The sequence below is a fragment of the Nonomuraea sp. NPDC049646 genome (genome assembly GCF_044465525.1).
Lineage (GTDB): Bacteria > Actinomycetota > Actinomycetes > Streptosporangiales > Streptosporangiaceae > Nonomuraea.
Genome location: NZ_JBITLU010000019.1, coordinates 187,110 through 206,763, shown reverse-complemented (window position 1 = coordinate 206,763; position 19,654 = coordinate 187,110). Strand labels below are relative to the sequence as shown.

The following is a 19,654-nucleotide window of genomic DNA, read 5'->3' as shown; positions in this document are numbered from 1 at the left end:
GGCGTGATCAGGTCGAAGACTCGGCCTGCGACGTCTCCGATGCCGCGCAGCTTGTCGCCGAACCCGTCGTTGGCGCCGTCCCCGGCCGCTTCCCCGAGGCGGCGACCTTCGGCCTCGAACCGGGGGCGTTGGGTGCGCAACCGGCCGGACGAGTCGTTGAGCTTCGGGCCGAACCCGTCGTTGAAGCCGTCGCCGGCGGCGTCGCCGAGTCCACGGCCTTCGACGGCGAACCGGCCGCGCGAGTCACGCAGCCTGCCGGACGCGTCGCGGGAGAAGTTCTTGCCGAACTCGTCGCCTGCTTCGCCGCCGGCCCGCCCGAACTCGTCGCGGACGTCGTCGCGAACATGTTCGGTGTCGGCTCTGACCCGCACAAAGGCTTCGGCGAGGGGGGTGCCGCCCATGGACACCCCCAGCCGGGACTTTCAGGGCTTTTCGCGGGCGAGCGCGGCGATGATCCGCATCCGTTCCTCACGGTCCTGCCGTGTGCGGGGTGTCGCTCTCGGCGGCCCGTACAGGTCGTCGAACTCGACGTGCGGGTCGGCCTCGACACCCTTGGCGCCCGCGAACGCCAGCAGGGCTGCGGTCTGCAGGAACTGCTGCCGCCACTCGATCCACAGGGCGTGCAGGACGTCGAGGTAGTCGCTCAGCGGCAGGTCGGTCAGCCGTAGGAGACGACAGCCGGCGTCGACACCGTCTCCGTCTCCTGCTGTGGAACCTGTTCGACCTCGGTGACTGTGGCCCGCGAGAGCGAAACGACCCTCGCAGTACCCTGGGCGGTCTGCGGCCCATTGGGCGAGTCCGAGGGCCTCTGTGTAGGGCGTGCTGTTGCTGCTTCGGTGGCGTCCTGGATGATGTCGCGCAGGATCGCAACCAGGGTGTCGTCGTCGGTGCGGTGGCTGCGGGTGTGGGCGCGGAACCGCTGATACGTTTGTTCGCCGAGCAGGCCGAGGAACACGTCGGCGATGATCGCCATCCCGGCGGGGTTCTGCGAGTCGACGCCCTGGGCTGCGAGGCGGGCGTATTCGGCGAAGTCCATGGTGGAGATGGCGCCGTCGCCGACGAATTCGACGGCGTCGAGCTCGAACGACACTGCGGGGACTGCGTTGTCGCCGCTGCTGGCCTTCTGCTTGGAGGTGTAGGAGCGCTTCGCCATCACGCCGCCCGAGCCGTCGTCATGATCGCCTTGAAGCTCTTGGCGGCGCTGGGCCGCTCCAGCTTGAACTCGCACGAGATGGTGGCCTTGGCGGCGCCCTTCGCGCGGGCGACCTCCATGTTGCCGACCTGCAGACACTTGCGGTAGATCCACCTCTCGGTGTGATCCTCCGACTCCCAGCCGAGCATCACCCGCACTTCTTCGCCCAGGTCGGGCGGTTCGAAGGTGACGATCCCGGCGCCGCTCGTGATGGTGCCGCCGTTGAGGGCGCGCTGCAGGTTCTTGGCGGTCATCTCCGCCAGCGCGAACGCCAGCGACAGCTCGCGGGAGGTGAGGGCGACGGCGACCGGGTCGAGCTCTTCGGCGACCTCCACGTTCTCGGAGTCCACCGAGTAGTTGAACGTCGACCCTTCGTCGGTGTAGCCGAGCGCGAACCAGTTTGCGGATACGGTCGTCCACGGTGTGGTCAGGTCGGTCGGCTCCGGCGTGCCGAGCGCGGCGATGTACAGGCTGCCCGGTCCGAGCGCCAGGTTGCCGGGGTTTCCACGAGCCATCAGGCTTCACCCTTTCCGGTGGTGGTGGCCTGGCCTTCGGGGGTCTCAGGCTCGCTTGGGTTGCCGGCGTCCTTGCCGTCGGCGGGCTGGTCTGCGGTTTCGTAGCCGTCCGGTGGCCGGACGTTGGCGTGCCAGCCGAACCGGTCCACGTGGTCGGCAGGCACCATGTCGCCGGGGTTGTGGGCGCGGGCGAACTGGTTGCCGTCGATGAACAGCGGCTCGACGGCGATGTAGTACGGCGGGGGGGCTGTCGGCTTCTGCGCGGCCTGCTGCTCGGCGGCGGGGCGGCGGTTGGGGGCGGCCATCATGCGGCCTTGAAGCAGCCGATGGTGACGCTCGCGGCGTCCGGCGTGTAGGTGATGGCGCACTGTCCGTCCGCCGCCGCATACAGGCGGCCGACAGGGATCTTCCAGCGTTCACCAGCGGGGATGGTGATGGCGCGGTCTGCGATGGCGAGCCCGTCCACGGTGCCTGGCGTCGCCAATGTGACGGTCCTCGCTGCGGCGTTGCCGTTGTTGACTTCGAGGAAGACGCCGTCTCCGGCGGCGCATGTGTCGCCGCCGCCGGACGCGGCGACGAGTGTTGACGCTGAGCCGCCAGGCACCAGCGTCTGGAGGGTGAGAGCCGCCATGAAAGGAACCTCCAGATAGGTCAGGCGGGGGCGTTACTGCAGGTAGAGCGACGCATCGACGAGGTATTGCCACTCCTCGCGTTCGCTGTCGTGGTTGTCGACGAGCAGCGGGCCGACGATGTCGTCGGCGATCAGGCACTGGTGGTCGCCCATCGCCGTCGCGGCGCCGGTGAGGGCGGCGAGGGTGTTGGCGTAGGCGACCGCCGCGAGCTCGGCCGCGGTGTCGGTGCCCGCGTAGATGCTGGCGCTGATGCGGGGGCTGTCGAGCAGGTCCTCGGAGACGAGGTCGCCGGCCCGTCCGATGCGGGAGATGACCGCGTAGGCGCCGTCCGCCGCGGAGCGGATGCCTTCCCGGAAGACTCCTTGCGCGAGCGGCCGGCCGGGGCCGACGAGCGTGTCGAGGCTGTTGAGCCAGTCGCGGACGACGGTGATCGCGGGGATGTAGCCGGGCATGTCAGGCTCCGCGCAGGTCTTCGAGCGCGGGCCGAAGGTGCGGCTGTGCTCTCGTGCCGGGGTGTTTGACCTTCTTGGCGAAGTGGACGCGCCCGTCTGCGCCGGTCCAGCGGAGCCAGCCGCGCGGGTTTTTTGGCCGGATCATGTGAGGGCGTGTGCCTACCTCGACGAACAGTCCGTACGGCTCGCCCTGCGGCGTTTCGGCTGGTGAGGCGATGTCGACGTACAGGCCGATGACGTCGCGGTGAAGCTCCCAGCCGATCTTTGAGCGGAGGTAGCCGGACGGGCGACCGCCGGAGCCGCGCGGGGAGACGGGTGCGCGGCGTTTCGCGCCTTGGGCGACGACCTCGCCATAACGCGCCATCCGCCTGCCGACAGGCCCCTCAGGGCCACGTAGCAGCCGGTCGAGTTCGGCCTCGTTGAAGTCGATACGGAATCCGCGCCCGCCCTTGCCTGCCACGATGCGCCTCCTACAGGGGGTAGTCGCCAGGCCAGCCGGGCAGCGGCATCGACCACTGCGGCAGCAACGACCCTTCAGGGCCCGAGCCGGCATCGTTGACGGCGTCGATCAGGCGCTGCAGCGCGGCGACCGCGCGCGCGTTGAGCTGCTCGTACACGGACACATCCGCCTGCCTGCGCGGGTAGGCGAGCTCGATGTCGGCGGCGGCTCTGAGCGCCGCGGCCTCGGCCGCGAGTTCGGCCAGGTGGGTGGGCGTGGGCGGGAGGCTGCCGATCGCGGCGAGCACTTCGGAGCAGGCGTACCGGATGTGCCGGGTGGCTTGCTCGTCGGTCGGTGTTGTCGAGGCGCTGAACGTGCCGAGCAGGGTGTCGGAGCCGGGTGTCGCCGCGCTGCGGGTGCGGGTGGGGATGTGGTCGGCGACTTGCTCCAGCGTGGGCGCCCACGATTCAGCCATCACCGATCTCCTCCCTGTGCAGTTGTGGCGGCCTGGCCGACGGCCACGGGGGAACCGCCGGCCAGGCCACGCCTATGACTGCTGGGTGCGGACGTACCGCTCCAGCAGCTGCTCGCGGGTCATGTTGTCCAGCTCGTCGCGGTTGGCGCCGCGGGCGACGCCGTATTCGACGAGGTCGCCCTTGGAGGAGCGGCCGTTCACCGTGTCCGGCGGCTGGGTCTGCTGGCTGCTGCCCGTCGCGGTGGGCTCGGTCGGGGTGGCGCCGGTCGGCTTCGCCTCGCCGGGCACCTCCTCAATGAGGCCGACGGACAGCAGGTGCTTGACGCGGTCCGCCGGGACCGCTTCTGGGAGGATGCTGCCGGTGTAGAACGTGGCGAGCTGGGTGCCCTGTGCGGTGCTGACGGGCAGGTTGGTGACGCACGCGCCGACCACTCGATAGGTCTTCGCCATGGTGATCAGTCCTTCGCGTCCACGATGCGCACGGCAGCGCCGGGCTCCTGCACGACCGGGACGGTCAACCGGCGGGCCCACACGTCCCACGCGTCGGCCTTGGCGACCCGTTCGGTCTGGACCTGGACGCCCATCTCGGCCACCACGTAGCCGGGGTCGGCGTCGGTTTCGTCGGCCATGCCGCCGAGCTGGGTGCTGTCCAGGACCCAGACGTCGTTGGTGGGGAGGCGGGCGGCGGGGGCGGTGACGACGACCAGGTCGGCGATCATTTCGATGTCGCCGCCGTAGATCGGGTTGTCGGTCGTCTCCCGCCTGCGCAGGTTGTTGACCTTGTCGTCCGAGGCGAGGATCGCGTACATCTCGGAGGAGAGCAGGATCGTGTCCGGTTCGTACCCCATGTCCAGGTCGCGGATCGCTGCCTTCGCGGCTTCGATGGTGCGCAGGACGTTGGGGGTGGTGCCGTTCCAGGCGCCGCCGAAGTTGTCGGCGTCCACGGTCGCGCTGACGGCGGAGGCGACGGCGGCGATGGCGAGGGCGTCGATCTTCTGGATGACGGTGTTCATCACCTTGCGCAGCACGCGGTCGAGTTCGTCGCCGCCGCGCACCCGCCGCTTGATCGCAGCGTCGGTGAGGCGGGTCGCCTGCCCCCAGTTCTGCACCGCTGCGAGCGCTGCGGCGCCGTCGAGCGCGGGAGCGTACGGGTAGGTGCTGCCGGGGGAGACGGCTTCGACCGGGCGGGAGGTGGTGATCGGCTCGGACACCTCGTAGAGGACGGCGCCGCCCGAGCTGCGGAACCGCTGGGTGAGGATCTTGTCGGCGACGAACCGCATGTCGGCGAGCGTGCGCAGTCGCCGCTGCAGCTGCGTCGGCGACTGCAGTAGCCGGTGGATGGTGACCAGGTCGCCCGAAAGGGACGGAGCCTGGGGCGGGTTCACAGGCATGATGCCAGTTCCTTTCGGGGGTTAGCGGCCGATCCAGCGGGTCTTCGCGCCCGCCCCAGCCGTGGTCAGCGCGGTGCCGATGTGGGTGCCTGCGGCGGCGATCGTGGCGAGGGTGCCGGAGTCGACGCCGCCCGCAGTCGAGGAGGTGAGCGCGGCGCCCGCGGTCACACCGGCCGGGCTGGTGGTCTCGTGCATCACGCCGCTGATCGGCCACACGGTGACGAGTCCGCCGGAGGAGGCGTCGTTCTGGGCGACGCCGATCGCGGCACCGTTGGCGCCGGCGGTGGGGGCGACGGTGCCGACGCCGGACGCGTACAGCACCTGGCCGCCGGTGATCGGCGCGGACGCCGTCATGGTGAAGGGCTCGACGCCGTTGAGGTAGACGGGCAGGTAGTCGGCCATGATCAGACCGCCTTTCCGGGCTTCGAGAAGGCGCGGTCGTAGAAGGCGTCCTCGTCGTCGTTGGTGGGCTCGCCGCCCGGCTCGCCGACGTCTTCGAGCGGCACGAGGCCGGGCGCGAGGGAGGCGAGCATCTGGCGGGTGCCGTCGGGGTCGGCGGCCCACGCCTTCTCCCAGTGCTCGCGGCGGGCGGGCAGCGTCTTGCCTTCGTTGATGGCTGCTGCGATGGCGTGGTCGCGGTCCTCGGTCAGCTGGCGGGCGCGGGCTGCGACGCCCTGCTCGGCCTTCTCGCGCAGGTCTGCGAGTGTGGCTTCGTCGATGGCGACGGTGCCGGGCGGCAGCGCCGCAGCGGCAGCGACCGGCTCCGGCTGAGGCTGCGGTTCGGGGGTGGGCTCGGGCGGCGCGGTGGCCTTGTCGAGCAGGTCTTCGACAGCGGCGAGGATGGCCTCGTCGTCAGCGTCGACCGGAAGGTCGAGCCGCTCACGCAGGCCCTCGTCCAGAGCCATAGTCGCTCCTTCGGTTGGTGGGGTGGGCCCCGCGGCCGGCTCGACCGGGGGAACATTCGTGGGCGCCGACGGCGCGACAGGCTCGACGGCGACAGGCTCGGTGGCCGGCTCGGATGCGGCGGGCGCGGGATCAGGGCGGGACTCGGCGCGCGACCCGTACCGGATCACCCGCGGAGCATCGGCGGACGCGGCGACCGTCGGCGCGTCCTCGTAGCGGATCACCACGGGGACGGGGTCGCCGAACGACACCGCGGCCTCTCCGTCGCCGTCGCCGATCGTGATGGGGACGCGGGATCGGCCGCCGGTGGAGTCGTCGATCGTGATGATTTGCATCGGGTCGAGTTCGATGCACTCGATCCAAATGTCCCAGCTCCGCCCATAGTCGGAGCCGTAGAAGGCTCTGCGGACGTCTTCGGTGGTGACCCCGGCGGCGACCTGCGGGGCGCGGGGGTTGGGCACGGTGTCCTCCCGGAGGGCGGCGGCGTGGATGGTGACGGCGACCATGTCGCCAGACGGGCGGGCAGCGGCCACCCCGTACAGGGCTGCGACGTCCTGCAGCGATTGCAGGGTGCCGATGCCGGGAGCAACCACCCCCAAGAGGGCGACGGCGGTGATCACGAACGGGTGGGTGTGGCCCATCTGGCAGACGTGATCGAACTGGCCCTCGATGGACCGGTCGGGGTAGGCGGAGGCGATGACGTCGCCGAGCCAGCCGGGCATGCCCGCGTAGTCGCCGACCAGGGTGCGGCCACCTTCGGCGACCGCCATGTTGGCGATGTAGCCGACCGCCGGTTCGCCGTCCCACCGCATCCCCTGCACCGGATCCGGCTCCTGATGCCCCAGCTTCAACACGGGGCGGCGGACGGCTGGGCAGTCGAGGGCTGCGACGGCATTGGCGAGGTCGTCGCGAGTGAACGTGACGACGCCGGTCGAGATGTTCCAGGTGCCGGTGTGCATCAACTCGACGTTCGGCAGCGTCGCCAACGCCGGAGCGGACGGCACGACGAGATCAGCCACGTCACGCTCCTTCCGGCCAGAGGGCGATGATGATGCCGCGGCACCGCAGACGGCCTTCGCAGTCGATGTAGCCGCCGTTCGCGTAGGCGGCCTTCGCGGCGGCGAGGTCGTCGAAGACGGTGCCGTCCAGCTCCTTGCATGGCTTGCAGGTCGCGTTGTCCAAGATCTCGCTGCTGGCGTACTGGGCGTTGGGTGCGTCGTCGAGCACCGCGAACCGGCCCTCAGACTGCGCAGTGGAGAGGGCGGCGCCGAACTGCTCGCGCAGGAACGCGTCCGACAAGCCCTCCAGGTAGGTGGTGACATCGGCAGCCACCTGGTCGCCGCTGGCGTCCGGGGTTGCGCGGCGGAGCGTTTCGCGGGCCGCGGCGCCGGACAGCCAGGAGGCGAGCAGCGCGGCGATCGTGTCAGCGATCTGACCCAGCCGGCTCTCATCCACTTGCGGCTGCACCAGGGCGACCCCTTGGGTTGCGGCCTCGGCCACCATCAGCGCGGCAGCCGCCTCCGCCACCTCCACCATGGCGACGAGCAGCAGTTCAGCCGCGTCGGCGGCGTCGAGCGTCATGTCGGCGAGCGCCTGCAGCCCGCCGCCGTTGACGATGGCCGCGATCTGTCCGGCCAGGTCGAGCCGCCACCCTTCGGAGATGGCCTGCCAGGCGGCGAGCAGGTCGTCGAGCGCCTGCTGCCAGGACGCCTGGAGCGCGTCGGGGTCGAACCCTGCCTGCCTTTCGAGGTCGGTCAGGGGGCGTCGGTCGCCCTCCGACACGGCCGCGGCGACGGTGCGCTTGTGCGGGAGTCGGCGGCGAGCTCGAGCCGTCACCGGCGCGGGCGGCGGAGTAGGGGCGGCGTTGCGCTCGGGCAGCTTCCACTCGCGGCGGACGAACGCCTCCAACTGCGGGTCCGGGGAGATGGCGCCGGACCGCATCAGCGTGTCCAGCGCCTCGGCGGTGACCTCTTGCCGGGAGCCGACGTCGCCGACGACGATGCGCGGCGCGGGCTCGCCTTCGCCCCAGTTGTAGTCGACGAGCTGGGTGACGATGCCGTCCATGCCGGGCTGGCCGGAGGTGGCGGTGTCGGCGATCTCGTCCGCGACCGCTTGAAGGCTGAGGACGAACATTTCGAGCATGGTGTCGCCGAGCGCCCGCGACCCGTTGCGGGTCTGGCCGAGGTCGAGCAGCCCTGCCAGGGCGCTCCTGCTCATCTGCTGGTCGAGGTATTCGATGAACGCCATCGCGTCCGGCACGCTGCCGGTCATGCCGGTGAGGTTCAGCTTGAACCCTTGCGGGAGGCCGACACCGGACTGGTCGCCTGCGCGGATCGCGGAGGCGAGGCGCTGCGCTTCGAGGACCTGGCCGGGTGTCGCACCGGCGGGCGCTTCGACGTTGGGGACGCCCATGCCGAACCGGCGGATGCTGGTGGCGTGGACTCTCCACACCTCGTGCTTGAGCAGCCATGGTCCGTACGAGGCGCGCAGCATGGACCGGCCGGCCCAGTTGGCGCCCTCCCGCTCCCGCACATACCAGACGAGCCGGTTGGCCGGGATCGGCTGCCCGGCGGGGACGAGGTCTTGCTGGACGGATTCGATGCTGCCGTCCCGCTTGAGCTTGATCTCGCCGATGGTGTGCGGCAGCCGCTCACCAAGGTTGACGAGCCGGGCCTGGCCGTTGACGATCGCGTATCTGCGTTCGAACGGCATGAACCCATACACCAAGCTCTGGAGGGCGAGGCGGAGGTGGTCGGCCCAGCGGACGCCGCGCCGTCGCGCTGGGCCGGGCTCGGCGTCGTCGCCGAGGATCGGGAGGCCGAGGTCGTCGGCTACGAGCTGGACGACTTCGTCGCGGCAGCCGGCGGGGTCTACGGCCCAGGTGGCGCGGCGGATCGGCAGCGTGTACGCGGACAGGACGGCGGTGAGTTGCGGGTCGTGCCGCATCCGCGCGTACGTCTGCACTGACTGGGGCCAGATGAGGTCGGGGATGGTTTCGAGCCATTCGCCCAACCAGAGCCCGAAGGAGGCGTCGAGGTAGCCGAGGTCACGGGTGGGGGCGCTAGCCATCGACGGCCCCCTTGTCGAGTTCGTCGGCGACGTTGCGCAGCAGGTCCGCGAGGCTGCGCCGGAACTCGGTGTGATCGACGGTGAAGTTCGCGAACTGGAGTCCTGGGGAGGCGTGCGTGATCGGGCCAGCGACGAGCGGCAGCTCTACGGCGCCGATCGTGGCGGTGATGTTGCCGACCTGCAGGAGGACGGGGACGGCGGCGGGCCTGGTCATGGCGATCACCTCCGGGCTGTAGAGCTGATCGAGTGAGGTCTGGCCGTCTCGCCGCTGCGGGCTGGCGAGTGCCCCGCCCAGCACCGGTAGCCATCCGGCTTGAAAGGCGCATCCGGCCAGCAGCCGGAAGGGCGCGAACGAGACAGCCAGCGCGATCAGTAGTCCAGCGACATCAAGTCGAGGCCCCCGCCAGAGCCGGTAGCCGCCGCGTACGCCTGCCCGATCACGTCCTCCGCCACAGCCGCCGACCGGCGAGCGTCCACCTCGGCTGCGGTCTCCGACGGCAGCCAGTGCGCCCCGGCCACCCGCGCGGCGTACGCCACGACATCCACGACGTCGTCGTGCGCCGCGTTCGGGAAGGCGAGCAGTTCGTCCTGCCAGTCCGGCCACTCCGGAAACCGGTCCTCCGGCGGGAACCAGAGCTGCCCGGCCCCGGCCCGCGCCGTGGCAGGCAACGCCCGAGTGACCTTGTCCATGTCAGCGTGCAGCTCCTGCACCGGCACCCCGGCGCGGCCCGCCTCGTAGACGAGCGTGGTGCCGAACATGCGCGACTCGACAAAGACCACGTCCGCCGACCAGCGCTCCCGGAGCGCACGCACCGCCGGCCAATGCCCGGCCGGGTCGAGTCGTTCACGGATGCCATCGAGCATGATGAGGTCGCCGTCCAGGCCGATCGCCCACACCGCGGCCACCGTGTAGTCGGCCGATGTCCGGGTGCTGGCGGCGAGGTCGACGGTGAGGAACTTCCAGCAGTCACGCAGGTCCAGGAGCCGCTCGCCGAGCAGCAGTCGCTCAGCTGCGCCCTTCGTCCAGTGCCGGAGCCCGGTCCGCTTGAACAGGCCGCCGTCAGCCGGGGCGGGCCGCTGCTGGTAGAGCGCGGCCCACACGTACTCACCGACGTCGGACCGGATCTTCGCCCAGTCGCGGTGGCCGCGAGCCGACTGCATCGGCTGGCCAGGCCGGCGGCCGAGCGGGTCATCGTCGGATTCGGCGACGGCCGGGATGCTGACCACCCGCCACCGGCCAGGGTCCTGCTCCAGCAGTCGGCCGCCAAGGTCCTGCTGATGCCAGCGCGTCTGTACCAGCACCACCTTCGAGCCTGGCCCCAACCTGGGGACGGCGACGGCCTGCCAGAACCGCCACGCCCGCTCCCTGTAGGCGGCGGACTGAGCCTGCTCCAGGTCCTTCAACGGGTCGTCGATCACGAGGACATCAACCGGCTTACCGGTCAGGGCGCCAGCGACGCCGACGCAGTACACGCCGCCTTTGCGCCCTTCGATCTGCCACCGTCCGGCTGCTCGGCTGTCGGCGCGGAGCCGGATGCCGAGGTCGACGGTGTCGTCGTCGCCGTTGAACGTCTGGGCGTCGAGCTTGATATCGCTGCCCCATCGGCGGGCCATCTCGTCCGCGTAGGAGACGATGGCGACGCGCAGGTCAGGGTTCTCGACCAGGAGCCACTCGACGAAACGGTGCGAGACCCGCACTGACTTGCCCTCTTGAGGACTCATGAAGACCATGAGCCGGTCGATGTCGCCGTCGGCGAGGGCGACGAGTTCGCGGTCGATGACGTCGAGCGCCGGCGTCTGAACGGTAGTCGGGTCGAGTTCCTTCGCCAGGTCGCCCGGGGTCGCCCATCGGCGCGGGCGAGGCTGGAAGAGTTGGGCAGCGTACGCCCAGGGCGACAGCGTGGTCACGCCGACCCCACCGTCAGAATCCCCGACCGGCGAACCGGGCGGCGAGACCCGATCGTCACCCGCGACCAGATCACATACTCGCCCGGCGGCAGATCGAAGGCCGTGCCCGCGCCGACCAGCACCGTCGCCTCATCTCCCAGCCACGACGCCGCCTGGTAGGCAGAATCGCTGGGCTCCCCATCGGCGACCGGGACGATCGCGATCTGCACGGGCTGCCCCACAGCGTCGCCGTACCAGCGGACGAACACGTCCTCCTTCGACGAGGCAGGCATGTACGGCACAATCACTGCCCTCCCGTTCGTGGCGGACCGACCGCCCACTCCAGAGCGGGCGGCCCGGGGGCGCGTCGTTGCAGCCGGACAGCCCCGGACGGGTAGGCCAGGCGCGGCGTCCCGACGGGCGGGATCACGACGGGCCCGATCTCGCTGGCCGGCGCCACATGCGCGGACAGAAGCAGAGTTGTGGTGCCTGTTGCGGCGGCGGCCCGGCCGGGTGAGGAAGCCGCGGCCAACGCCAGGTGCTGGCTGCCGGCCACGAAGGCGGTGCGGGACGCGGTCCCGGTCGTGGCCGCGGCCAGGAGGGACGTGCTTGAGGCGAGGGCGCGGCGTGCCGTAGCCGCTCGGGCTGCAGCGAGGATCGCCATGGTCGTGTGCGCGGCTGCCGTTCGGCGGGCTGTCGCTGCCCCGGTCACGCCGACGGGGGTGAATCCTGCGGTGCGCGCCGTCTTGGCCGCGGTCCCCGACGTGGCGAGAAGGTTCTGGCAGGCGGCGCCGACCGTCCGGACGATCGTCTGCGAGCGGCGGGCCGACAGCGCCAGCAGCGACCGCCCGGATATCCCGGTCCTCTTGCCTGCCGCGGCGGCCCCTGCGAGCGCCGTACTGCCAGTGGCGGCGGCACGCGTCGTCTTCCCGGCGGCGGCCCGGCCGGCGGTGGCGAGGCTCGTGGTGGCGGTGACCGCGATGGTGGCGACACCGCCGGCCACCCCCGACGCCCGCAAGGCGAGCGGCGCACGCCCCTGAACAGCAGCCAGCTTCACGAGCTGAGCGCGGGCCGTTGAGCCGACCTGCGACCGGCCTGTCGCAACGGCAAGGTGACGTACGCCCACGGCCACCGTGATGGAGAAAAAGCTGCGGGCTGCCGGTGTCGAGGTCTTGGAGGCTGCGGCACGGCCGCCCAGGGCGAACCCTGCCGTGCTTGCCGATGGGGCCGCCTTACCAGATCCTGCACCACTGGCGATGGCGGCTGCCGTGGTGGCAGTCGCAGGCTTGCGAGCGGCAGCCGTTCCGCTGCCGACCAGCGCGGTTCGGCTCGCGGCGACGATCGCGGTCGTCTTCCTGATGGTCGACGTGCCCGCCTGGGCCAGCTGCGAGTTCGCCGCAGCCATCGCGATCCGGCCGGCTACCGCAGTCGCCGCCAGGGTGCTCTCGGCGCGGGCCGCCGTCGTCGCCCTCTTGGAGACTGTGCAGGTCGCCGCTGTAGCAAGCGCCGAGCGTGTGCTGCTGTCCGCCGTCTTCCGCGTCGCGGTGGAGGAGGTGTCGGCCATCGCCGCGGCGGAGATGCTGCTCGCGGTCTTGCGGGCGGCGACGCTCGAGACGGCGGCGACGCCGCTGACGGCGGCCGTTCTGCCAGCCTTGCTCGCCGTACTGCTCGCGGCCAGCCCGGTGGTGGCGCGGCAGGAGACCGCGGCAACCTTCCTGGCCGTTGCCAGTCCGGCGGCGGCCACGGGCGCGACGCCTGTGCTTCGGCTCGTCTTGGCGGACGTTGCGCGGGCGGCCAGCGCTGCAGCGGACCGTCCTGCTATCGCGGTGGCGGTCGTCCCGCTGGAGCGGGGCAGCAGCAGGATCGGCACGCCCGCCTCCCCCTGCTAGAAGAGCTGCATGCCGATGAGTGGGGCGTTGTCCGACAGCGCGGCCCCCGACGGGAACACGTCTGCGAGCGCGGTCGTGCCCTGCCCGGTCAACTTCCAGCCGGCGGGTGTCTGCCGGGCGCCCGCGGTGGTGAGGTTCGGCATGAAGAACGGCATCGGCCCCGCCAACGTCTCATAGGTCTGGCTGGTACCGATGGTGATGACCTTGAGGCACAGCCAGTACAAGCCCGGGTCCAGGGTGATGTTCATGCTGCCTGCGGACGGGATGGCCGGGGACTGGACCTGCCCGGTGGCGGTGCCGAGGTTCAGCGCTCCCGCGGTCGTCAGTTCCGTGACCAGGCATTGCGGGTAGCCGGTCCAGCCGACGTCGTCGTAAATGCCCCACCGAAGCGTCCCCGCCACGGTGCCGCCCGCGGCCAGGCGCATGCACATCCGGATGTACCGCTCACGCCCCTGGCTGATGCTGAAGGGAAGCGCCCAGACATCGCCGGCGACCGGGGTGTAGTTCGTGCCCGAGGCCCGGTATTCGGCGGTGTAGTACTGGCCGGAGATGCGCGGCCGGACGATGCTGCCCTGCCTGGGGCTGGGGACGTTGAAGTTGACGGCGATGCCCATGTCGGTGGTCGGCGTCATGCGGCGCAGCGCGGTCATGCACGCGTCGGCACAGCGCGCGGCGCCGAGCTCGTTGGGGTGGAGCCCATCCCAGAAGTAGGCCGGATTCTTGCCCATCGCGGAGTCGAGGTCGGCGACCTGGACCATGGAGTCGAATTCGGCGGCCAGGGCGTTGATGTCGTCGTTGAGGGCCAGGACCTCGGCGTCCTTCGAGGCTTCGGTGCCGGTCCAGTTGCTGTAGATGCCGTACCCGGTAGGTGTGAGTCGGGCGACGTTGCACACGATGATCGGCGGGGCGGCCTTGGCCTCCAGCCACCAGCAGTCGAAGCTGACGGTGCCGCCGGAGTCGAGCGAGGTGACGGTGACGGTGATGGTCTGGCCGGCGTTCGCCGCGGTCAGGTTCGTGATCCGCTTGACGCACTTGGAGTGGTTGAACAGGACGTTGTTGATGTTCGACACAGAGAAGGTGCCGGTCACGCCCGCGGTCCCGCCGAACGTGACAGTTCCGCCGTTCGTGGACTGCCCGTCGAAGCAGATCGCGACGACTTCGCCTGCGTAGTCGGACGGCAGGGTGATTGTCAGGTTGGCGTTCGTCAGAGCGGTCGCGCTGCGGGTGCTGTTGCCGAATGACCAGTCGGCGGTGCCGTTGACCTGGGTGAATCCGGCCCCGTAGGCGATGCCGGTGGCGGAGGTGTCGTCCCACACCCTCGCGGCCCGCCACAGAGAGATGCATGCCCGCATCGTGTGGATGAAGTTCGTCCGCACCGCATTGAAGGTGCTGGGCCCGGTGCCGTTGTTGCCGAGGTCGTTGATGCCGTAGCAGAGCAGCAGCGCGCCACCATCGGCGGTGTACGGTCCCGTCCGGCCGGTGTTCTTGCCGTTCTCCTGGAACACCCGTCCGAACCCGCCGAGTTTGCGGCCCTGCAGCCCGAGCTGGGCACCGGACACGGCCCTGTTGCGCCAGTTGGTGTACTCGATGTCCAGCATCGCCCGGAAGATCGCATCCAGTCTGCCGGTCTGGTCCACGGCGCCGCCGGTGAACTGCAGGTAGGAGTGGCCGAACGTGTTCCACATGTCCGGATTCGTGTACTGCACCCGCGGGTAGACGCCCATGTCAGCCCGCCGTCGCAAGCGTCGACAGGATGGTGCCGCCCGCAGCCTGGCCGAGCATGCTGACCGCCAGCGTGGCCATCTCCGGCGGCACCTCGTACCGGTCGCCCGGGTCCAGATACCAGTGATGGCTGGTGGAGGTGGGCGCGGTCGAGTCGAAGCGCAGCCACACCCGAGCGTTGGCGAGGGACACCATGACGACCGCGACCCGGCTCGCGTCCGCCGCGATCTGGCTGCTGCTCGCCGTGGTGGACACCGTCCACGAGTTGGTGGTGACCGCGGTCGCCCGTGCTTCGCGGACGATCTGCTGGTGGTCGCCGGCGGCGAGCTGGTAGGTGTCGATGTTGGCGCCGCTGCCGGGGGTGATCGGGACCGCGCTGTCAGCCACGACACCTCCCGAACTCCAGACGATGAGGCGGCGTGACCGGCGTGGCGGGAGTGGGCCAGGCCCGAACAGCGGCATCGGCCATCACAGCTCTCGCACCCAGACCGTGCCGGACAGGGTGATGTCGTCGGCGACCGCCGTCACCAGCCGGACGCACAGCAGGTCCGCCTCCGCCGTCTTCGGCCTCATCAGCTCCGGATACACCTCGGGCAGACCGGCCCGCAGGTTGAACGTGTCCGCCACCAGCGTGAGCGGCGTGCCTGCGCTGGCCGGGGTCGAGCCGAGGGTCTTGGCCGTGAAGCTGGCCGCTCCGTCGGCTGGGTCCATCGGCCGTGGAGTCGTCGCCGTGCCGTTGCCGGTGGTGGTGTTCCCGCGGACGATCGAGTACTCGAGCATCTCTTCTTGGGCGTCGCCGACCTCCGACTTGTTGCCCAGCTTCAACGCGACGATCTCGATCGGTTTCCCGGCGGCGGCGTCCAGCTCGAACAGGTCGTAGTCGCCGGACGCTGCGGCGACCGTCTGCGCCTGGAACGTCACGGTGTAGACGCCGCGCTGAGCGGCCATGGTGACCTCCTAGAGCTGGAGCAGCGCCCCGATGCGGGGGCGGCGTTGCAGGGGGACCGCTACAGTCGCGTCGAGCAGCGTCGAGGTGCTGTTGCCCGCGGCGCCGTCCCAGCTCGCCCCGGCCGTGTTGCCGTCGAAGTAGCTGGCCAGCGACCCCGCCTGCTCATACAGGACCGCGGAGAACGAGCATGGATTGGCGGCGTAGTTTTCGCTGAACGCCAGCAGCCGAAGCGCGACCGTGTTGGTTGGTGCGGTCCCGGTGATGCTTACTCGTGTGGCGGCTCCGGCTGGCGCGGGCGGGAACGCGGTGGTGGTTTCGCTGACCTCGTTGGAGCCTGCGTCCAGCCATTGGATTGCCAGCGTGCCGCCCACCGTGAAATTGTCCGGGCGGACGTAGACGCTGACGGTGTAGGCGAGCCCCGCTGTCGCGGCCCCGGTCGGACCGAACATGAACGTTGACGTGCTGTATCTGGCCGCCCACGTCCGGGGGAAGCCAAGGCCGGTCACGTCCGCGCGGACCGGTGTTTCGCCGCCAGTCCAGCCAGTGACGTTGTTGTCGGCCGCGGGGTTCGGGCACAGGTTCTGCCGCGCCATCAGAGAACTCAGATGCCGGTGGCGTCGAGGGCCAATGCACAGCTAGACACTGCGTCACGCCGTGGTGTTTCTAGACACCTTCGCCCGCCCCCGCTGATACTCGCGGGAGCGTTGCCGATTGCATTCACGACACTCTCGCCCTCTCTCGCCGCGAGCGATGATGTTTTCTGGCGTGAATTCGTGCCCGTGTTTACAATGCGTTTTAGTGGCGTTGTCGGCCTGAAGGGTGTTCCCTCGCAGTAAGTTCTCGCGACAGGTGACAGGCTCTAGATGCTCCGGGTTCACGCACCGACGGTTCCGGCAGAGATTGTCTAGTTGCAGACCTTCCGCTATATCTCCGACTATCTGCTCATATGCCCACCTGTGAGCACAGACCGTGGCTCCCGCAACCTTGAACCTGCCGTAGCCATCATGTGTTGTTGCGGCTGTCCAGTTCCAGCACTGTCCAGCTTTATCCACCTTGGCCCAGAATCGGTCAGAGGGAAGCATTTTCTAATTATATGCCCGTTGCGTCCAGCACGAGTGCGCCAACAGCGACAGTGATTTGCCCCTGCGAGCCGAAGGTTTCGGGAATGACTTTTTGAAAATAGCCCTCCCCGCCCGCGATGGCGGTGATGTCGACCGCGGCACCGCCCTGGGTGAGGCTGACCTTGAAGCTGTTGGTGGTGGAACCGACCGCGTAGTAGACGGTGCCCTCAGTCAGCCCGGTCGGCAGCGACTCGGCGAACACGTTGAACAACTGGACTCGGTCGCCATCGGCGAGCCCGTGCCCGACGGAGAACAGCGCGTCGTTCGTCAGCGTGGTGTCCACGCTGAAAAACCCCTTGGTCGTGCCGTTGATGGGCGCGTAGCCGAGGTAGTTGTTGGTGTTGCCTGTCGAGTTGTTCCAGAACGTCAGAAACCCGTACGTGCCAGATGGAACATCGAACGTCAACGCACCGGTGTTGGCGACCTGCCCGGCTGATGGGGTTCCCCAGGTGACGGCCTGCCGGGCGTAGGCGGGGCTGCCGCCGGTCGCTTCGCCCGCGTTCGCGTTCGCGGACGTGCCAGGGTCGGCGATGGAGTGCACCCCGACATGGGTGATGATCCCGGCGACGCCGCCGCCCGTGCCCGACTTCAGGGACGAGTTCTTGCCGAGGTCGTTGAACGGCATGACAAGGTACCTCCGGACGATCTCAGCGAGGAATATCGGGGTTGGAGAGAGGCGGGCGGCGTGTCAGCCGCCGGGCATGGTGACGGTGCCGCTGGTCAGGTCCACCGCCACGCCGACGCTGATCGTCAACGTGTTGAGATTCATGTCGGCGCCGGACGTCCCCACGCTGCCGTCGAAGCAGGTGTTCCCGTTCGAGTCCTTGGCCCTGAACCAGCCGGCCGTGCCCGCCGCGCTGCCCGTGGTCGAGCGTGGCGTGGACAGCAGGTTGGCGCCCCCGCCGGACGCCGGCCCGAACGCCGGGTCAGCAAGAGTGAACGTCGCCAGGACCGTGCCGGTTGCCGCAGCGTCCGCGGTGGCGGGCTGGGTACCCGACCGGACCTCGATGGTCGCGGCGCCAGCGCCGGCGTCGAGGGCGTCCACGATCGCGTCACAAGCGGCGTTGCGCACGCCGGTGGGGAGGCGGAATGCCATCGTCTGCCCGCCCTTCTATGTGATGTGCAGGTCGAAGGGGCCGAGCACGGGAATCTCAGGCGTGGACGTGATCTTCACCCAGATGTCGTAGGTTAGCCCCTTGGTGAGGGCACCGATCGTCGACCCAGGGCCGACCAGGATGAGAGCGGCGGTGCCGTCGTCGCTCCAGTCGGCTGTCTGCCACGACGACGACGGGTCGGCGCCCTGCGGGACGACCGCCATCTGCACGGGCAGGGAGGAGAGGTCGGCCGGCCCGCTGATGGGGACCGGTACGTACTCCTTCGACAGTGCGGGGATCCGCAGCACGCGGTGTCACCTCCGCCTGCGTCGCACGGTCAGGTGGGCGGTGTCGCGGTCCAGCCGCGTTTCGCGCGTCCGGCATCCCAGCCGCGCGCCGGACTGCCCGCTGTCCAGCGGCGGGCCGGTGTGCCGGGGGTGACGGTGATGTCGTTGAGCGGGATATCGACGTCGCCAGCCAGGGCGCCTGTCGCCGCAGGCAGGGTCGCGGCTGATGCGGCTGTCACCTTGACGGCCGCGGCCATGGAGGCGGTCGCGGCGGGGACGACACCGGCGAGGTAGTTGGTGGTGAGGTTCCCGGCCAGGGCGGCGGTCGCGGTCGGCGCGGTTCCGGCGAGTGTTCCGGCGACGGTTAAGGTGCCGGCGGCGGCTGCGGTGGCGGCGGGTAGCGTCCCGGCGAGTGTTCCGGCGACCGTTGTCGTGGGGGTGGCGGTGCGGCGGCGGCCTTGCTTCCATGCGATGGGCGGTCCGTCGTCGAGCGTGGTTCCGGATCCGCCGGACAAGGTTTCGCCGTTGCCGCTGGAGTCGACGGTCGAGGGGCTCAGGAGCGGGTACCAGGCGCGCAGGTTGGTGGTGCGCAGCGGCTGATAGGTCCAGGACTCCTGTTCCAGCTCCAGCTCGGTGAGCGCCGTGTCCCACACCTTGACGGCGCAGATGCTGCCGTTCAGCCACTGGTTGGTGGTGTGGCTGGCGCCGAGCCGCAGCGTCCCGGCCGAGAACGTGGTGTTGGTCTGGGTGGGGCTGCCGCCAGAGAAGGTGGCGGATCCGGCGGGGCGGATGCGCGATCTGGTCTGGCCTGGGTTGGCGGTGGATGACAGCGCGATATACGTCCACTGGTCGACGACGAGCGTGAAGCCTGCGAATCCAAACCACGCACCGGCGGCGCCGGACTGGAAGGTCAGCTCGGAGCCGTTCCAGGCGTTGATTCGGAGGAACTCGGCTCCGGCGCCGTCGTCGATTTGCCAGACGACGGTGGTGGTGGACCTGTTCACCGAGAGCTTGGCCCAGCAGGTGACGGTCCAGTTTGTGACTGAGCCGAGGCCGAGGGAGCGGGTGTATTGCTCGCCGTCGGCGTCGATGCGGACCGCCACGCCAGCCTCCGGTCAGGTGTCGGAGTAGGACAGCCGGACCGATGTGAGGATCATGTCGGCTGTGCTGGTGTCGCCGGCGTCGGCGGGCAGGCGGCTGATGCGGAGCCAGCACTCGTCTCCGGCCGTGACGCTGTCCAGATTGGCGATAGTGATGGTGGCCCGCTGGAGGCGTTGGGCGACCGTGCCGGGGTGGCTCTTCGTCACCTGCTGGGCGGTGGCGAACGCCTTGGTCTCGACGTCTTGCGTGTCCGTCTCGGGAGAGATCGCAGCGAGCGCGGCCTCCCAGACGCAGGCGCCCGCAGTGCTGCTGTCGTTGTAGAAGTAGATGTCGCAGGTGATGCTGCCGGACCCGTAGTTGATGGGGTCGAATTTCCAGTACGCCCGCTCGCTCGACGTGCCGTCGTAGGCGAGGGCGCTCACGGGGAAGTTCGTCCCCTGAAAGATCTTGAAGGCGGGGAACGACGACGCGGCGAACTGGGCTTCCTCCGGGGCGAAGCACAGTCGTACGGTGGCCATGGCTCACCCCGCCCCACT

General features: G+C 69.9%; 28 protein-coding genes. 2 read left to right on the top strand and 26 right to left on the bottom strand.

Annotation, left to right across the window (positions count from 1 at the left end):
• On the top strand, window positions 1-668 hold a 668-nt coding region (locus tag ACIBQ8_RS42125; protein WP_397194880.1), incomplete at its 5' end, for a hypothetical protein.
• On the opposite strand, the gene ACIBQ8_RS42120 is transcribed toward ACIBQ8_RS42125, so the two are convergent.
• From ACIBQ8_RS42120 to ACIBQ8_RS42045, 16 genes are all read right to left on the bottom strand, one after another.
• Window positions 659-1,153 (bottom strand): hypothetical protein, encoded by a 495-nt coding sequence (locus ACIBQ8_RS42120; RefSeq protein WP_397194879.1) that lies wholly within the window; start codon window positions 1,151-1,153, stop codon window positions 659-661. The genes ACIBQ8_RS42125 and ACIBQ8_RS42120 overlap by 10 nt on opposite strands.
• Window positions 1,153-1,707, bottom strand: a complete 555-nt coding sequence (locus ACIBQ8_RS42115) for a hypothetical protein (protein ID WP_397194878.1) — start codon at window positions 1,705-1,707, stop codon at window positions 1,153-1,155. Before ACIBQ8_RS42115 ends, ACIBQ8_RS42120 begins: the two co-directional genes overlap by 1 nt.
• Window positions 1,707-2,015 (bottom strand): hypothetical protein, encoded by a 309-nt coding sequence (locus ACIBQ8_RS42110; RefSeq protein ID WP_397194877.1) that lies wholly within the window; start codon window positions 2,013-2,015, stop codon window positions 1,707-1,709. The genes ACIBQ8_RS42115 and ACIBQ8_RS42110 overlap by 1 nt, the downstream gene beginning before the upstream one ends.
• Entirely contained in the window at window positions 2,012-2,338 is a 327-nt protein-coding gene (locus ACIBQ8_RS42105) for a hypothetical protein (protein WP_397194876.1), read from the bottom strand. Before ACIBQ8_RS42105 ends, ACIBQ8_RS42110 begins: the two co-directional genes overlap by 4 nt.
• 33 nt (window positions 2,339-2,371) lie before the next feature.
• On the bottom strand, window positions 2,372-2,791 hold the full coding sequence (locus ACIBQ8_RS42100) for a hypothetical protein (RefSeq protein WP_397194875.1): 420 nt from the start codon (window positions 2,789-2,791) through the stop codon (window positions 2,372-2,374).
• 1 nt (window position 2,792) lies between these two features.
• Window positions 2,793-3,251 (bottom strand): hypothetical protein, encoded by a 459-nt coding sequence (locus ACIBQ8_RS42095; RefSeq protein ID WP_397194874.1) that lies wholly within the window; start codon window positions 3,249-3,251, stop codon window positions 2,793-2,795.
• A 10-nt stretch (window positions 3,252-3,261) separates the two neighbouring features.
• On the bottom strand, window positions 3,262-3,705 hold the full coding sequence (locus tag ACIBQ8_RS42090) for a hypothetical protein (RefSeq protein ID WP_397194873.1): 444 nt from the start codon (window positions 3,703-3,705) through the stop codon (window positions 3,262-3,264).
• Window positions 3,706-3,777: 72 nt separating this feature from the next.
• A complete protein-coding gene (locus tag ACIBQ8_RS42085) occupies window positions 3,778-4,155 on the bottom strand; it encodes a hypothetical protein (protein ID WP_397194872.1) in 378 nt (125 codons plus the stop codon).
• Window positions 4,156-4,160: 5 nt separating this feature from the next.
• Window positions 4,161-5,096, bottom strand: a complete 936-nt coding sequence (locus ACIBQ8_RS42080; protein WP_397194871.1) for a hypothetical protein — start codon at window positions 5,094-5,096, stop codon at window positions 4,161-4,163.
• A 21-nt stretch (window positions 5,097-5,117) separates the two neighbouring features.
• A complete protein-coding gene (locus ACIBQ8_RS42075) occupies window positions 5,118-5,498 on the bottom strand; it encodes a hypothetical protein (protein WP_397194870.1) in 381 nt (126 codons plus the stop codon).
• Window positions 5,499-5,500: 2 nt separating this feature from the next.
• Window positions 5,501-7,018, bottom strand: coding sequence for a phage protease (locus ACIBQ8_RS42070; protein ID WP_397194869.1), 1,518 nt, complete (start codon window positions 7,016-7,018; stop codon window positions 5,501-5,503).
• A gap of 1 nt (window position 7,019) precedes the next feature.
• Complete coding sequence (locus ACIBQ8_RS42065; RefSeq protein ID WP_397194868.1) at window positions 7,020-9,068, bottom strand: hypothetical protein; 2,049 nt, start codon at window positions 9,066-9,068, stop codon at window positions 7,020-7,022.
• On the bottom strand, window positions 9,061-9,282 hold the full coding sequence (locus ACIBQ8_RS42060; RefSeq protein WP_397194867.1) for a hypothetical protein: 222 nt from the start codon (window positions 9,280-9,282) through the stop codon (window positions 9,061-9,063). The genes ACIBQ8_RS42065 and ACIBQ8_RS42060 overlap by 8 nt, the downstream gene beginning before the upstream one ends.
• Window positions 9,283-9,437: 155 nt before the next feature.
• A complete protein-coding gene (gene terL / locus ACIBQ8_RS42055) occupies window positions 9,438-10,976 on the bottom strand; it encodes a phage terminase large subunit (RefSeq protein WP_397194866.1) in 1,539 nt (512 codons plus the stop codon).
• On the bottom strand, window positions 10,973-11,248 hold the full coding sequence (locus tag ACIBQ8_RS42050; protein ID WP_397194865.1) for a hypothetical protein: 276 nt from the start codon (window positions 11,246-11,248) through the stop codon (window positions 10,973-10,975). Before ACIBQ8_RS42050 ends, terL begins: the two co-directional genes overlap by 4 nt.
• 11 nt (window positions 11,249-11,259) lie before the next feature.
• Window positions 11,260-12,012: a hypothetical protein gene (locus ACIBQ8_RS42045; protein ID WP_397194864.1), complete on the bottom strand. Its 753-nt coding sequence runs from the start codon at window positions 12,010-12,012 to the stop codon at window positions 11,260-11,262.
• A 79-nt stretch (window positions 12,013-12,091) separates the two neighbouring features.
• On the opposite strand from ACIBQ8_RS42045, the gene ACIBQ8_RS42040 reads away from it, so the two are divergent.
• On the top strand, window positions 12,092-12,844 hold the full coding sequence (locus ACIBQ8_RS42040; protein ID WP_397194863.1) for a hypothetical protein: 753 nt from the start codon (window positions 12,092-12,094) through the stop codon (window positions 12,842-12,844).
• Here ACIBQ8_RS42040 and ACIBQ8_RS42035 read toward each other — a convergent pair.
• From ACIBQ8_RS42035 to ACIBQ8_RS41990, 10 genes are all read right to left on the bottom strand, one after another.
• The gene (locus ACIBQ8_RS42035) at window positions 12,841-14,586 is read right to left on the bottom strand and encodes a hypothetical protein (protein WP_397194862.1); all 1,746 of its coding nucleotides are present in this window, start codon (window positions 14,584-14,586) and stop codon (window positions 12,841-12,843) included. The genes ACIBQ8_RS42040 and ACIBQ8_RS42035 overlap by 4 nt on opposite strands.
• A complete protein-coding gene (locus tag ACIBQ8_RS42030; protein WP_397194861.1) occupies window positions 14,570-14,953 on the bottom strand; it encodes a hypothetical protein in 384 nt (127 codons plus the stop codon). Before ACIBQ8_RS42030 ends, ACIBQ8_RS42035 begins: the two co-directional genes overlap by 17 nt.
• A gap of 81 nt (window positions 14,954-15,034) precedes the next feature.
• Window positions 15,035-15,514, bottom strand: a complete 480-nt coding sequence (locus ACIBQ8_RS42025; RefSeq protein WP_397194860.1) for a hypothetical protein — start codon at window positions 15,512-15,514, stop codon at window positions 15,035-15,037.
• A gap of 9 nt (window positions 15,515-15,523) precedes the next feature.
• Window positions 15,524-16,108, bottom strand: a complete 585-nt coding sequence (locus ACIBQ8_RS42020; protein ID WP_397194859.1) for a hypothetical protein — start codon at window positions 16,106-16,108, stop codon at window positions 15,524-15,526.
• Window positions 16,109-16,162: 54 nt separating this feature from the next.
• Window positions 16,163-16,597, bottom strand: coding sequence for an HNH endonuclease signature motif containing protein (locus tag ACIBQ8_RS42015; RefSeq protein ID WP_397194858.1), 435 nt, complete (start codon window positions 16,595-16,597; stop codon window positions 16,163-16,165).
• A 7-nt stretch (window positions 16,598-16,604) separates the two neighbouring features.
• Complete coding sequence (locus ACIBQ8_RS42010) at window positions 16,605-17,261, bottom strand: hypothetical protein (protein ID WP_397194857.1); 657 nt, start codon at window positions 17,259-17,261, stop codon at window positions 16,605-16,607.
• Between the two features lie 63 nt (window positions 17,262-17,324).
• The gene (locus ACIBQ8_RS42005; protein ID WP_397194856.1) at window positions 17,325-17,732 is read right to left on the bottom strand and encodes a hypothetical protein; all 408 of its coding nucleotides are present in this window, start codon (window positions 17,730-17,732) and stop codon (window positions 17,325-17,327) included.
• 15 nt (window positions 17,733-17,747) lie between these two features.
• A complete protein-coding gene (locus ACIBQ8_RS42000) occupies window positions 17,748-18,038 on the bottom strand; it encodes a hypothetical protein (protein ID WP_397194855.1) in 291 nt (96 codons plus the stop codon).
• A gap of 29 nt (window positions 18,039-18,067) precedes the next feature.
• On the bottom strand, window positions 18,068-19,120 hold the full coding sequence (locus ACIBQ8_RS41995; RefSeq protein WP_397194854.1) for a LamG-like jellyroll fold domain-containing protein: 1,053 nt from the start codon (window positions 19,118-19,120) through the stop codon (window positions 18,068-18,070).
• A 12-nt stretch (window positions 19,121-19,132) separates the two neighbouring features.
• Complete coding sequence (locus ACIBQ8_RS41990) at window positions 19,133-19,636, bottom strand: hypothetical protein (RefSeq protein ID WP_397194853.1); 504 nt, start codon at window positions 19,634-19,636, stop codon at window positions 19,133-19,135.
• Between the last annotated feature and the right edge of the window lie 18 nt (window positions 19,637-19,654).

Bases quoted from the DNA above. Each gene is read 5' to 3' on its own strand.
- ACIBQ8_RS42120 (WP_397194879.1), bottom strand. From the start codon at position 1,153: ATGGCGAAGCGCTCCTACACCTCCAAGCAGAAGGCCAGCAGCGGCGAC.
- ACIBQ8_RS42115 (WP_397194878.1), bottom strand. From the start codon at position 1,707: ATGGCTCGTGGAAACCCCGGCAACCTGGCGCTCGGACCGGGCAGCCTG.
- ACIBQ8_RS42110 (WP_397194877.1), bottom strand. From the start codon at position 2,015: ATGATGGCCGCCCCCAACCGCCGCCCCGCCGCCGAGCAGCAGGCCGCG.
- ACIBQ8_RS42105 (WP_397194876.1), bottom strand. From the start codon at position 2,338: ATGGCGGCTCTCACCCTCCAGACGCTGGTGCCTGGCGGCTCAGCGTCA.
- ACIBQ8_RS42100 (WP_397194875.1), bottom strand. From the start codon at position 2,791: ATGCCCGGCTACATCCCCGCGATCACCGTCGTCCGCGACTGGCTCAAC.
- ACIBQ8_RS42090 (WP_397194873.1), bottom strand. From the start codon at position 3,705: ATGGCTGAATCGTGGGCGCCCACGCTGGAGCAAGTCGCCGACCACATC.
- ACIBQ8_RS42085 (WP_397194872.1), bottom strand. From the start codon at position 4,155: ATGGCGAAGACCTATCGAGTGGTCGGCGCGTGCGTCACCAACCTGCCC.
- ACIBQ8_RS42080 (WP_397194871.1), bottom strand. From the start codon at position 5,096: ATGCCTGTGAACCCGCCCCAGGCTCCGTCCCTTTCGGGCGACCTGGTC.
- ACIBQ8_RS42075 (WP_397194870.1), bottom strand. From the start codon at position 5,498: ATGGCCGACTACCTGCCCGTCTACCTCAACGGCGTCGAGCCCTTCACC.
- ACIBQ8_RS42065 (WP_397194868.1), bottom strand. From the start codon at position 9,068: ATGGCTAGCGCCCCCACCCGTGACCTCGGCTACCTCGACGCCTCCTTC.
- ACIBQ8_RS42060 (WP_397194867.1), bottom strand. From the start codon at position 9,282: ATGACCAGGCCCGCCGCCGTCCCCGTCCTCCTGCAGGTCGGCAACATC.
- ACIBQ8_RS42050 (WP_397194865.1), bottom strand. From the start codon at position 11,248: ATGCCTGCCTCGTCGAAGGAGGACGTGTTCGTCCGCTGGTACGGCGAC.
- ACIBQ8_RS42040 (WP_397194863.1), top strand. From the start codon at position 12,092: ATGGAGAAAAAGCTGCGGGCTGCCGGTGTCGAGGTCTTGGAGGCTGCG.
- ACIBQ8_RS42025 (WP_397194860.1), bottom strand. From the start codon at position 15,514: ATGGCCGCTCAGCGCGGCGTCTACACCGTGACGTTCCAGGCGCAGACG.
- ACIBQ8_RS42020 (WP_397194859.1), bottom strand. From the start codon at position 16,108: ATGGCGCGGCAGAACCTGTGCCCGAACCCCGCGGCCGACAACAACGTC.
- ACIBQ8_RS42015 (WP_397194858.1), bottom strand. From the start codon at position 16,597: ATGCTTCCCTCTGACCGATTCTGGGCCAAGGTGGATAAAGCTGGACAG.
- ACIBQ8_RS42010 (WP_397194857.1), bottom strand. From the start codon at position 17,261: ATGCCGTTCAACGACCTCGGCAAGAACTCGTCCCTGAAGTCGGGCACG.
- ACIBQ8_RS42005 (WP_397194856.1), bottom strand. From the start codon at position 17,732: ATGGCATTCCGCCTCCCCACCGGCGTGCGCAACGCCGCTTGTGACGCG.
- ACIBQ8_RS41990 (WP_397194853.1), bottom strand. From the start codon at position 19,636: ATGGCCACCGTACGACTGTGCTTCGCCCCGGAGGAAGCCCAGTTCGCC.